Source organism: Pseudoalteromonas fuliginea (genome assembly GCF_000690055.1).
GTDB lineage: Bacteria > Pseudomonadota > Gammaproteobacteria > Enterobacterales > Alteromonadaceae > Pseudoalteromonas > Pseudoalteromonas fuliginea.
The window spans coordinates 86,584-99,036 of the sequence record NZ_JJNZ01000001.1 but is presented as its reverse complement, the minus strand read 5'-3'; the positions used below and the strand labels follow the sequence as shown (position 1 = coordinate 99,036).

The following is a 12,453-nucleotide window of genomic DNA, read 5'->3' as shown; positions in this document are numbered from 1 at the left end:
TATACCCTGTTCCCTCATAGGCGGCTATGACGTATAATTAATGTAATTTTGCAGTAAAAACAGTTGAGAAAACAATGAGTGATCAAATAGCTACATTAGGTCAGCTTTTAGATGGTGCGGGTACTCAGTGGCGTGCTTTTGATATTGGCAGGCACATTACTAAGCTTGATAAAAAACAATTTTTAGCTATTGAACAAGCTCAAGTGCCTTACCCTTACCCACTTGCTGGTCATGCATGGCTCGCTATTCAATTTTGGGATACTAAAGCCAGTAAAGAACCTTATGTATGGTTTTTAAAGTTTCCACTTGATGAGCAAAGTATGCTGGTAAGTGCTAGTCGCGATCACTTTGCTGATATGGTTATTCAAGCGCTAGGCACTGAAATTACAGGCGAACAAGCCGATGGAAAACTTGATAATAATCCTTATGTTTTTACGCCAAACGCAAATAAATTAGCGGCATTTAACGCCCAAGTAAAAGTACTATTAAAACAGCCTGCGTCACAGTATTACGAGCATGCACAGCTGTACTTTAGCGGTAAAATTGGTTTTGATAATTGGCAAAGTGTTGCACTGCAGGGTATTGCCGATTTTGCACTACGCTTGGGCAGCGATACAAACTTATGTAATCTGCAAAAAGCATGGGCGCATATACCTATTGAAGTACTGCAACCACTCAGTGCCATGCTTGAACACGTTGAAATACCAACATCAATGAGTGAGTTACTTGTTGATTACACGCAGGGTGCAATTAGCAACAACGATACAGTGGCTATAACCGCAGCACTCAGATCAGTTTCAAAAGGTCAAGCTCAAGGGTTATGCGCTCAATTAGTTGATACTGTACTAAGCTCACCTGCAGGGCAAGATTCAGATGTGTTATTAACGGTAGCTGGGCGTTGTTTTAAGCAATTAGAAAACCCTGAACGCTTGCATGTATTTATGGATAATTGCGCGCATCATCAAAAAATTGAAGAATTGTTTCCAAGTATTTTTGCTGATTTAGTTGCAATACCGACTATTCGCCCGCATTTATTAGGCTTATTACGTAAAGAAAATCGCAGCGAAACCCTCGCGCGTGCAATTGGAAGGTTATTCTCTTAAATGGCAAGTTTATGGACGTTCATACTTATTGGTAGTGTAATTTACTTATTTTGGCTTAACCGAAAGGTGGCAGAAGCTGCGAACGTTCATGCTAAACGCCAAAGTGAGCAACTGCAGGTGCAGTTGATGAGTGTTGCTTGCACAAAACGCCGCTTTGGTTTTTTAAAGAGCGGCAAGCCTGGCATCAAAAGTGAATTTATATTTGAATTTTCAAGCGATGGTGAAAATGCTTATCAAGGTGTGTTAATTATGGAAAATGAGTTTTTGAAAAGTGTGGTTGTTCCACCACATAAAATATAAATGGATTAAATTTAGGGCTAAATTAAATTTACTCAAACACAAAAAACTAAGGCGTAACTAAAGTTACGCCCCAATTGGACTGCATCCTGCTAGATATCCGTTATCTATTAATCCGTATTATCATCCCCTGAACGAGTAAACAGCCTTATTTACCCTCACATTGCATCCTGCAATATCCATAACCATCTTGGCAAATCCACGCAAACTAACGCTTAGCTACATCCTGTAGCATCATCCCTGGTAATCCTTTGAAGTAGCTCCTGCCACTTTTGCATCCTGCCATGTCCTCTCGCCACCTTGGCCTATGCGTAATCTAACGCTTGGCTATATCCTTTAGCATCATCCGTGGTAATCCTTTAAGTAGCTCCTGCTACTTTAGCGCACCTTGCACTTCCTATTCGTCCTTGCTTTCCTTGTTAACTTGTCCTTTTTGCTTCCTGCTAGCGTCCGCTACGTTGCCTATTCCATATCCTTGGCAGTAACTCAATCATTGAGCTATGTCTTCTTGACAAAGTAAAGTTTAAAGCAAACGAGTGTGAGTAATAGGACTTAACATTAAATAAATAAGCGTCACAAAAATGAAAAAACAAAATAAACATTTAATAACAGCAACTTAAATTTAAAAAATCCACTTAATAGTAGCCTTAAACTGATTATGCTCACAACAATGTAAGAGATGTCTCACGGCCTTATGTCCGTTTGGGCGCATTGGCTTACATTATAATTTTAAATAGCTGGCTCAATTATTGATTTAAACAGTAATTCGCCCTCTACTTGGTTAAAAGTAAGGTGTTTAAATGCTTCAAACTTTTCAGTTTTAAAAAATTCAATGTGCTCCTTACGTGTTACAAATACAGCCATCCCTGTTGACTCAGCGTTACATTTAACTAAGTCATCCAGCCCACGTAGTAAGTAACGGCCAAATCCTTGCCCATGAAAATGCGGATCTACGGCAATAAAAGCTAAAAAATAGTAATTACCTTTCTGTTTAAGGGCGTCTCTAATTGTTTGTTCTTTATCTATTAATTGATTTGTTTGCAAGTAGCCCGCACTCAGCATTAATTTTAAACGCCAGTGCCAATAACGCTGCGCTTGTAATTGGCTATTAGATTCAAATACACACGCTACTGCTTTTAATTTATCGTTGCGGTATAGGCCAATTAGTGGCTGTTTTTCTTGCCAAAAACTACTGAGTTCTTCGCGAATTAATGATCGTAGTTTTTTTTCGTAAACTGATTTATTTTCATCACTGTAGCTAAGCATGTTTAGTAATACAGGATCGTCATGATAAGCCTGATAAATTAGGCTCGCTGCAGTACTAATATCTTCTGCAGCTAAATACTGTACGCTGAACGTATCAGCTGGTGTGGTTACACTCATTGTATTTCCTTTATTATTTTAGCTATAGGCTGTTTAACTTTAAACCTAACTATATACCTAAAATTATTAACCGTAAATTCAGCGAGAGTTTAACTAGCAAGAGGTACAGTTAGGCACTAGTATGAGTTTTCATTCATTTAAAGGAGCAATATCATGGATACGACAAAACACGACATTAACACACTTTTTGCACAGCTTGGATTACCAAATAGTAATGAGCAAATAGATGCGTTTATTGCCTCACATGAATTAGAAGACACAACACGACTCCAAGAAGCTTCTTTTTGGGATGAAGCACAACAGCACTTTTTAGCTGAATCCCTTGCAGAAGATGGAGATTGGAGTGAAGTAATTGACGAGTTAGATGTACGCATTCGTCAAAGTAAGTAATTTTATTTAATGTACCCTCCCTTATTTATTGCTAACATAGCATTTGCGCAGCATTTATATGCTGCGTATTTATTTTATTAAAGAGTTATATATCTAATGAATTCAGTTGTATTTGATGCAATCAAAGCCCTTCTCGATGAAGGCAAAACCCCTACTGTAGCACTAACTAAAAGCCGTTTGGCGCAACCGGTTCCAATGCCGATGATTATTGCAGCAGTAAGCCAATATAAAAACAATCCTGATTCAATTAATAACTTCATGAGAAACCCACAGCAGTCAGATAATACTGAGCTTAAAACAAGTCAATTAGATAGAATTGAGCAAAAACTCGATAAACTTCTTGCGCTGCTAGAACAAAAATAATTTGAGACTATAAATGTTCGTTGTTGATTTAACTTTTGATTGCTACCAAGACACCACCCTAGAACAAGCCGAACAAGCAATAAATCGCTTAGTAAATGCACTGCGTTTTAATGGTCAAATAATGGGGGAAGAATTTCCAACCGTTTTAAAAGATGGATTTTTTATTACCCGCGTAATGTGCCCTACTGAAGATGCAATGCACCCGCTAAATAACAGCCCGTTTGTTAAGCACAGTATCGAAAAGTTACATAGTGCTGGGCTACTTGCGCCAAAAGTAAAAGTAATTGGACAAGATATTCACTCCAACGGCGCTGATTGCTGCAAAGAACCATCAAGTTATATTTTATATACAACCTATGTGCATACGTGCAGCCCGCTTTATTGTGGTGATGACTTTTTGCCTGTGCCGCTATTTCGTATTCCGGCAATTGCTAATGGTGACTATAAAACGCTTATAAAATGGCAAGAAGATTGGCAAGCCTGCGATCAAATTCAAATTAATGGCGCAACCCGTTGTGAGTTTCCGGCACTTGAAGAAATATCGAGTGTCCAAAGCGACCTATATAGACGTGGAAAAGACATAACAAAGCGAATTAGTTTTTTAACTAAAAAGCCAACCTATTATTATTTATACCGTGTAGGCGGCGTAGATAAAGCGTCTGAACTTGAACGAAAATGCCCTAGTTGTCATGGCGACTGGAAATTACCTGAATCGTGGTTTGGGTTATTCGACTTTAGGTGTGAGCCATGTGGCTTAGTGTCTAATATATCGTGGGATTTTCAGTAACCACTTTAATGAGTGCTTAAAATCAGCTTAGTGATGACGCTAAGCTGATTTATTAAACACGTTTTAAACCTCTAATGCCTTTAAAAAAGCATTAATGTTAGGTGCAAGTACATGGTGTGTTTTTTTGCCTACGTGCTCTAAACATACTTCACCAGTGTGCACCAATACACTTACTAGTAAATCATCTTGATCAGTTAAACCAATAAATACTGTTTCTGGTTGCTTGAGCTTGCGTTTCATTAAAACATGGCCCGTTATATTTTGCTGTAGCAAATGAAAGTCTTCTTCGTTCCATGCTTGTAGTAATTCAACCTGATGCCCATCAATACTTGCTAAAATACTTCCACCGTACATATGCCCGTATAGCTCGCTAAGCGCTTTTGGAAACTCAAGTTCTAGTGCACTGGCTAAATCATTAAGCGAACCTGCAGGTTGCTGACGCGCGCCCTGCCATTGAATGTTTCCTTGCTCGTCAACCTCACCAACTTCACATGGGCTTGGCCATTGCTCGTCGTGCGCAATAAGTGGGTACTTTGTAGTGTTTTTAAGGGTATTTTCGCTAAATGTTTGATGAAGTTGTTCTATAAGCAATGCAACAGACATACTGTGAAACTCATTTAAATTAGATATAATGTCCCTATTGTAACTATTTAAGAGCAAACATGACAGATTACAGCAATTCTCCAGACCTTAAAGGTAGCGTATTAGGCCAATCTACTGAGTATGTAGATGTGTACACGCCAAGCTTGCTTTTCCCTATTGCGCGCAAACTAAATCGTGATGCTTTAAATATTGACGAAGCAGAGCTTCCATTTAAAGGCCAAGACATTTGGACAGGTTACGAGCTTTCATGGCTAAACAATAAAGGTAAACCGCAAGTTGCCGTGGCCTTATTTACCTTTGAATGCCAAAGCAGCCATATTATTGAGTCAAAGTCGTTTAAACTTTATTTAAATAGCTTTAACCAAACCCGATTTGAAAGCATTGATATAGTAAAACAGCATTTAATTGATGATTTATCAAACGCAGTTAACAGCCCTGTCAAAGTGACTTTATATAATCCTGATGATTACAATTGCTTACCGTGTACAGCGCTGCCAGGTGAATGTATTGATGATTTAGATATTGAGATTAATAATTACGATATTGATGCTAATTCACTTAAAGCAAAGAATGATAACGTAGTAACAGAAACGCTCTACAGCCATTTACTTAAATCAAACTGTTTAATTACCTCCCAGCCTGACTGGGCAAGTGTAATTATACGATACACAGGCGAGCAAATATGCCGCGAATCGTTACTGCGTTATTTAATTTCGTTCAGAACGCATAACGAATTTCATGAGCAGTGTGTTGAACGTATTTATAGCGATTTAACAACACAACTTAATATTAAAGAGTTAGAGGTTTACGCGCGTTACACTCGTCGCGGTGGGCTTGATATAAACCCGTATCGCTCTACGCATTATAACGATACGCCATTTGCAGTTAAAATTAATCGTCAGTAGGTTATTTTAAACTGGAATATGAGTATTAAAAAGGAGCCTAGGCTCCTTTTTTACATTCTTTAATTAATACCAATTCCATTAAGTATGTGATCTAAATTTTACGCCGAAAAAATAATTCAGTTCTAGGCGTAAATTGATGTAAATGGTTGTTCCCTTTGCGAAATTTACAACAAAAAAATGGGTTGTTTTAGCAAGTAAAATAGATCAGCTATTTATTGGAATTGGTATAACTTCGCGCTTAGTGGGTATGGCCATACCACACACATCAACGTAGTTGTGTGCTTTAACAAACCATGGTTCAACACGGTTTTTACGAGCACTGATTAAGTTTTTAAACACTGATGAGTTTGTTTTCATCACTTTAAATATACTTTTATCACTTTGTACATCGCCAAGGACTTGTATATTAGTAATTGGGTTAAATGCTTTTCCTTCAGTTGGTGTGCGCGCTAAACGGTTAAAATGCTCTATACCTTCTAGCACTCGACCAAACACCGTAATATTTTTATCAAGGTAGCGCGGGCCTTGCCCTATTGTTACAAAAAACTCCGTGCTCGCACTATTTATATCGTTGTCGCGCGCCATTGCAAACACGCCACTACAATGCACTTGCCATGTTTGCGTATGTGCTGAGTTTTGAGCTACTGCAAAGCCGTTTAAAAAGCCGGTAACTGGTGCATATCCGTCGCCATTTAGCTCAGTAATTAAAAGTGGTTTGTTTGTTGTTAAATAAAACTCAGCAGGGACTGTTTTATCTGCCGTTTTAATTAGCTTTTTACCCGAGCTGTCGCCACCTTGCGCTACAAAACCCTCAACAAACCGATAAACGCTGGTGTTTTTATAAAACCCTTCTCGCGCTAACTTTTTAATGTTTTGAGCGTGCTTTGGGGCAAGCTGTTCATTAAGTTCAATATACGCATCGCCCGTTGGCAGCGTTACCTTTAAAATATTTTGAGCGTTCACTACTCGCCAGTCATTATCTGTTGCACTCGCAATTACCTCACTCGCGCTCAATAAAGGTAGCTCTTGATTAGCAACACCATTACCTAGTTGTTGAGCACAACCGCTTAATAAAACACTAAGCAGAGTCGGCAATATAATTTTTTTCATCGCTTATATCCTTATTATAGTTTTGGTTATTCCCAATCAAACTTATATAGCACATCAACATTTTGGTATAGCCCGCTCGTTATTTCTATGTATAGCTGTGAAAGTAACTGATAACGCACAGCCACTTCACTGAGCGAATCAAATACACCCACGCTATATTTAACTTGCAAACTGGGTGCTACGTATCCTGATATTTCTACTTTGGTACTATCACCACTACCTGATGAGCTTAAACTTACATCTGACAACCCAAAGGTTTCACCTACCTTAGAAACAACCCCTTCGCTGCGGCTAACCCCTTGAGAAAGTAATAACTGTGTGAGCATAGCATCGCTTGACGAACTTTCTCCATCGCCTAAAGGTTGGCCATTAAGTAAATATGCGAGTGCTTGTGCTTGATCCATCGCAGGCTCAGAAAATATTTTAAGCGTTGGTTGTTCAACATTACCCGTAAGCGTAACCCCTGCAATGACACCATTTGCAGTCGTATCGGGGTTACGTATTGCTTTAATATTTAAAAATGGTTGTTCAATTGAACCGCTAAAACCGACTTGCCCTGTGCTGATTATTAAATCTTGCCCAAAGGCTAAGTAAGTACCTTCAATTAAGTTAAGCTCACCTGTGGCTATAATTGGTGCACCTTGACTCATTTTTATCGCTAAATCACCCGCAACTTTTGATTCCAAGCCAAATGATTCTACTTTTACATCGTTTTTAACAATCACTTTTAAATCTATGTCGTAATCAAATGGAACTGTTTCTGTGGCCTCGGTTTTTTGATCAACAATAATTTCATCATCGCTAACTTGCACCGCCCCCTCAGGAAGCTCTTCAATCATTATACGACCGTAAGGCACAACTACCTCACCAGCTAGCTTGAGTGCATTATTAGCCAAGCCTATTTTTAAATCCGGTGATACTTTAAAAGTAACCCCTTGCTGCGCACGTACATAAAACTGCTCGCCAACTACCGCCACATTTACAGCAGGTTGCGCACCTTGCCAATCAACGTCACCGGTTAGGTTTATTTTACCGCCCTGGTTGTCGTTTAAGTTGCCTTTTATTGTGGCTGTTGTTTTATCAAACAATACGTTTATATTTGATTTTTGCAGCGCTATAGGTAATTGCTCGCCCTCTAAACTAATATCGCTCACATTAAGCTCGCCATTTAATAATGGATCTTTTAACGTACCTGCTAACGCGACTTTTCCGCTAATATCACCTTTTAACTGCTCAAGGGTTTCAAGAAAAGGTTGTAAGTCTGAAAGGAGTATTTTATCAATATTTATAGTGCCGTTAAGCGCTTGCGTATTTTGTATGTCGTCAATATCAATTTGTGTGTTTATTTTACCAAGCACACTTGATTCTAAATTAGCTTCAAGCTTGCCAACTTGAGAGTCCGAAAATGCACTAACAGTTAGAGTTTCGATTGGTAACTTAAAACGATCTTCTTCCGAGGTCAGTACCGCTTCTAAGTCGCTAGAATCGATATTTGCGCGTAATGTTTTAAGCGCACCGCTTTGCCAATTAAGTGCTACATCGCCCGCTATATTACCGCGAGTACGAATGCTATTAGGTAAAAAGTGCTTAAGCTCCTCAAGTGCTAAGTTGCTTAGTTTAGCATTTAGCTGACCGAGGTTTTTTGATTGCGCTAAGGTGTCTATGCACAATTTACTTTGCTCAGATGCCCAACAATGTGCACTTACATCAAAGTCGCCACTTTGCGTATTAACCATAATGGCAATGTTTTTAGTATTACTAAAACTAAGCTTTTTATCGCTTAGCATTACATTACTAAGCTCGCCATTCCAAGTGGTATTATTAATTTTGCCATTAACTTCAAGCTCTACACTGCCTTGCTCGGCATCTACAGATGCCGTAAGTTGATGATCTGTTTTGTCGCCGCTAATATCAATTTTAACGCTATTAATTTGCTGTTCGGCCACAAGCGCCGAACCAACACTTACCGAAACATCGGTTTGCCAATCGGCTGCGGTATCTAACTGTCCTTTTACTGATAATTTATTAATGTTTATTTCATCAAAAATAAAGCGATCGAGTATTAGTGCTAAATCAACAGAAGGCGTTAACCTTTCCCCCCTTACTTTTAAATTTGCGTTGCCGTCGGCAGTAAATGGGATATTAGCTTTTTCATCACTTTTAAGCGTTACTTTGCCATCAACTTGCCAAGTGTCATCAACTTGCCCGCTTAGTGCTAATTTATTGGTGCCACTACTTAAATAAAAACTATCAATATTAGCTTTTAACGTGTTGTCGAGCTTAAAGTTTGAGGCAAATTCTAGTGGCACGTCGTTAAGTAATCCGTTTAACTTTGTATTATTCATTTGTAGCTGCCACTTGTCGTCAGCTGCATTAAACGAGCCTTTAAACTGTCCTGAAATATCACTGGTAGCGGCATCAGTTAAGTACTGCGCTTTTAAGTTAGCAAGCGTTCCATTAAAGTTAGCCTGTATGCCTTTTTGCCAATCAACATTGGCTTTTATAGTTGCACTGCTTTCGTTTGCTTTGATGCTTAGCGCTTGTAAAGTTGCTTTGCTGAGACTGCCTTTTAATTGGGTATTTAAGTCAACAGCTGGGTACGCGCCTAATTGGCTATTCCCCTGCAGGCTAAGCTGGTAATCGTCGGCATTACCTTGTGCATTGAGGCTTACATTTCGCACTTTAAGCTCATTACTTTGTGCATCAATAAGCCACTGTTTAATTTTGCCATTTAACTCAAACGGATAGTTTTTTTGCTTTAAATTTGCCGTTGCCGTTAAACTAAGCGGATATTGCCCCTGTGTTTCTAAATTTAAGTTTAGATTTGATAAGTCACCATTCAACTGTAAATTGGCTTGGTGCTCATCACTTTGTAAAACAACATCCCCTTTCACGGGCAAATTCCCTGCAAGCTCAGCGTTAAGATGCGTATTAAGCTGCCACTGTTCATACTTTGCTGAGAATGACTCTAAATTAATAACCGCATCTTCCACACTTAATTGCAGCGAGATGTTTTCAATAACATGTTGGGCTTCGTTTTGCTCAATCGTAATTTTAGCAATTTCAAAGTCTTCAACAACTAAATCAAGTGGCGAAGTAAATTCTATATTAGGCAATGCGGGTAGGTGCGTTAAAGGCGCTTGAGTATTTTGCGCCGTTTGTGTTTTCGCATCTTGTTCTTGCTCTTTTAAGGCAACAAGTATGGTGGGAATGTTCAGGCTTTTAACCGTCAGCTTTGAACCCTCTGCTTTTGCTGAGAGTTTAAAATTATTAACGCTTACGTTTGCACTTGGATGCTCTAGAGTAAATTTATTGATCGCAATGTTTTTTACAGCAATATTAAAAGGTAAGCTGATTTTTTCAAGCGGCTCTGTCGGGGCTTCTTCTTGTGACTCTGCAGTTTTTGGTAATGTTAAATTTATAGATTTAGCACTTAAGTTATCTATACAAATTCCATCGCACTGCCACCAAAACAAATCAATTTTCAATTGTTGTGCATTAAAGTCCAATCCGTTGCTAGCAAAGCGTACATTAAAGGCATCATTATAAATAAAACGACCATCTTTAATTTCAATATGTAGTCCATCTACCGCTTTGTTTGCACTATAAGCAATAAATTGATTACCGGGTGCGGTAAATAACAAACAAAATAGTGCAACAACTAACGTGACAAAAATAGCACTTACGGCGGCTGTTATCTTTTTTAATACTGACATTAAATTTCTGGCCCTATGGTAATACTTAAACGTGTGCTTTTACTTTCTTTTGTTAATCCCCAAGCGTGGTCTATACGCACTGGGCCAACGGGTGTTAAATAGCGAAAACCAAAACCAGCACCTACTTCAAAATCATCAGAAAAATCATTCGTCGCAGTACCACCATCAACAAATAAAGCTGCTCGCCAATTTTTAGCAAACTGGTAGTTATATTCCATCGTGCCCGATAGTAAATACTTACCACCTATTAGCTCGCCGTCATCGTTCTCAGGCGAAATTGATTGGTACGCAAAACCACGAACACTTTGATCGCCACCTGCGTAAAACCGAAGTGAAAATGGCACGTTGTTAATATCATCAACAAGCATTGCCCCCACATTCGCTTTTAAAAACACCAAGTGGCGGTCAAAATAAGTGCGTAGCCATGCATGTTGCATTTGCACCCTAATCAGATTAGTACTCGAAAGCACATCATCTAAGCCAAACTCAGCAGATATAAGCCACTGCTCTCCCCAATAAGGAGTCGTGCCGCCTTTTGATTTTTTGCGCGCGTAGCTAATGCCAGGCATTAACATTTCGGTACTTTCTTCGTCTTCATCACCAATACGGTAGGTTTCTTGGTCGCGGCGTAAAAATGCAGTACGCACCCACTTATTTTCGGTCAACCATTGGCGCTGAACTTGCCCTGTTAATATTTCACTGTAAGTGTCGTTTGTGAGCTCATCTTCTAGCTTATAACCGACAGAGAATCGCCATAAATCATCATTAGGATTATCAACCGGAATTGTATAAGCCATGGAAATATCTTGCTGCTTTTGTGCCACATTTAAATTAGTTTCGAGGTAATGGCCGTCTTCTGTGATCCATGGTTTACTCCATTTAAAACGCACCTTAGGCCCTAAGTCAGTACTAAAACCACCGCCAATTTCATAGCTGTTAGCTGGCTTGGGTAATACTTCAACTTTAATCGGTACTTGGCTGTTTTTGCGCGCTGCAATGTCAGCATAAACACGTACACTGGCAAAGTAAGGGGTACTTGATAAATCCAAGTTATAGTCAGCAATATGTGTTGATTTATAAGGTTGGCCCTGCGAGAAAGGCGCTATAGAGCGTATGTATTTTTCAGCGGGTGTACTACTGGCAATTTGCATATCGCCAAACTCATACCTAACTCCGGTATCAATTATGAAAGTAATAACAGCACTATTTTTTTTAAGCGATACTTCTAATTTACGCGCTGGCCACTTAGCATCAAAATAGCCAAGCTCCAATAGCATAGATTCTATTTTTTTATGAGCAGAGTCATATTTACCATGATTTAAAACATCACCTTGCTTTAAGTGATTGCTTTTAATCAATGCCTGTAATTGAGTATCACTTTGACCATCACCGTTTAGCGTAATATTAATTGCTTCTATGCGAGTTGCAGGCCCCCGTTCAACTTTAACAATTAGTTCGCTGTCGTCTTTATCATAAATAACCTCGACGGTCGGGCTATAATAGCCAAGTGCTTTGATGCTATTTTGTACTTGTTTTTGAGCATAACGGCGAAGTGTACGGGTTGGTTTCTCGCCAATTAACTGCTTAAGGTAAAGAGCTACGTTATTTTCTAAATCGCCACTTAACCCTTCAATTTCGTAATCTTCTATGACTTTTTCTGCCGCATAGCTATTTGTCGCAATAAAAGCACTCACAACACACATGCAACGTAAAAACTTAATAAACAAGTAAATATCCTTACTTTTAATATCTTACAAAAAACTGGCTAATTACACGCATGTTAGCATAGCCATAAT

General features: G+C 38.9%; 11 protein-coding genes. 6 read left to right on the top strand and 5 right to left on the bottom strand.

Features of this window, described 5'->3' with window-relative positions:
• Window positions 1–74: 74 nt before the first annotated feature.
• Together DC53_RS19845 and DC53_RS19850 are read left to right on the top strand one after the other, a co-directional pair.
• Entirely contained in the window at window positions 75–1,103 is a 1,029-nt protein-coding gene (locus DC53_RS19845) for a DUF3549 family protein (protein WP_033028274.1), read from the top strand.
• Window positions 1,104–1,403 carry a DUF3301 domain-containing protein gene (locus DC53_RS19850; RefSeq protein WP_007378202.1) on the top strand — a complete coding sequence of 100 codons (300 nt, stop codon included), beginning with the start codon at window positions 1,104–1,106 and terminating at the stop codon, window positions 1,401–1,403.
• Window positions 1,404–2,129: 726 nt separating this feature from the next.
• Here DC53_RS19850 and DC53_RS19855 read toward each other — a convergent pair.
• Window positions 2,130–2,783, bottom strand: a complete 654-nt coding sequence (locus DC53_RS19855; protein WP_033028273.1) for a GNAT family N-acetyltransferase — start codon at window positions 2,781–2,783, stop codon at window positions 2,130–2,132.
• A 153-nt stretch (window positions 2,784–2,936) separates the two neighbouring features.
• Between DC53_RS19855 and DC53_RS19860 the strand changes: the two genes are divergently transcribed.
• From DC53_RS19860 to DC53_RS19870, 3 genes are all read left to right on the top strand, one after another.
• Complete coding sequence (locus DC53_RS19860; RefSeq protein ID WP_033028272.1) at window positions 2,937–3,173, top strand: DUF2789 domain-containing protein; 237 nt, start codon at window positions 2,937–2,939, stop codon at window positions 3,171–3,173.
• 96 nt (window positions 3,174–3,269) lie between these two features.
• Window positions 3,270–3,536 (top strand): hypothetical protein, encoded by a 267-nt coding sequence (locus tag DC53_RS19865; protein ID WP_007378199.1) that lies wholly within the window; start codon window positions 3,270–3,272, stop codon window positions 3,534–3,536.
• Window positions 3,537–3,549: 13 nt separating this feature from the next.
• Window positions 3,550–4,323: a Zn-ribbon-containing protein gene (locus tag DC53_RS19870; RefSeq protein ID WP_008138509.1), complete on the top strand. Its 774-nt coding sequence runs from the start codon at window positions 3,550–3,552 to the stop codon at window positions 4,321–4,323.
• A 63-nt stretch (window positions 4,324–4,386) separates the two neighbouring features.
• On the opposite strand, the gene syd is transcribed toward DC53_RS19870, so the two are convergent.
• Window positions 4,387–4,926, bottom strand: coding sequence for a SecY-interacting protein (gene syd, locus DC53_RS19875; RefSeq protein WP_007378197.1), 540 nt, complete (start codon window positions 4,924–4,926; stop codon window positions 4,387–4,389).
• Window positions 4,927–4,985: 59 nt separating this feature from the next.
• On the opposite strand from syd, the gene queF reads away from it, so the two are divergent.
• Window positions 4,986–5,831 (top strand): NADPH-dependent 7-cyano-7-deazaguanine reductase QueF, encoded by an 846-nt coding sequence (queF, locus tag DC53_RS19880; protein ID WP_007378196.1) that lies wholly within the window; start codon window positions 4,986–4,988, stop codon window positions 5,829–5,831.
• Window positions 5,832–6,035: 204 nt separating this feature from the next.
• On the opposite strand, the gene DC53_RS19885 is transcribed toward queF, so the two are convergent.
• Genes DC53_RS19885 through DC53_RS19895 form a run of 3 tightly spaced genes read right to left on the bottom strand, consistent with a single transcriptional unit; the run spans window position 6,036 to window position 12,384 of the window.
• Window positions 6,036–6,941 carry a peptidylprolyl isomerase gene (locus DC53_RS19885; RefSeq protein WP_033028271.1) on the bottom strand — a complete coding sequence of 302 codons (906 nt, stop codon included), beginning with the start codon at window positions 6,939–6,941 and terminating at the stop codon, window positions 6,036–6,038.
• 26 nt (window positions 6,942–6,967) lie between these two features.
• Complete coding sequence (tamB, locus tag DC53_RS19890) at window positions 6,968–10,657, bottom strand: autotransporter assembly complex protein TamB (RefSeq protein WP_033028270.1); 3,690 nt, start codon at window positions 10,655–10,657, stop codon at window positions 6,968–6,970.
• The gene (locus DC53_RS19895; protein ID WP_033028269.1) at window positions 10,657–12,384 is read right to left on the bottom strand and encodes an autotransporter assembly complex protein TamA; all 1,728 of its coding nucleotides are present in this window, start codon (window positions 12,382–12,384) and stop codon (window positions 10,657–10,659) included. Before DC53_RS19895 ends, tamB begins: the two co-directional genes overlap by 1 nt.
• Window positions 12,385–12,453 lie beyond the last annotated feature (69 nt).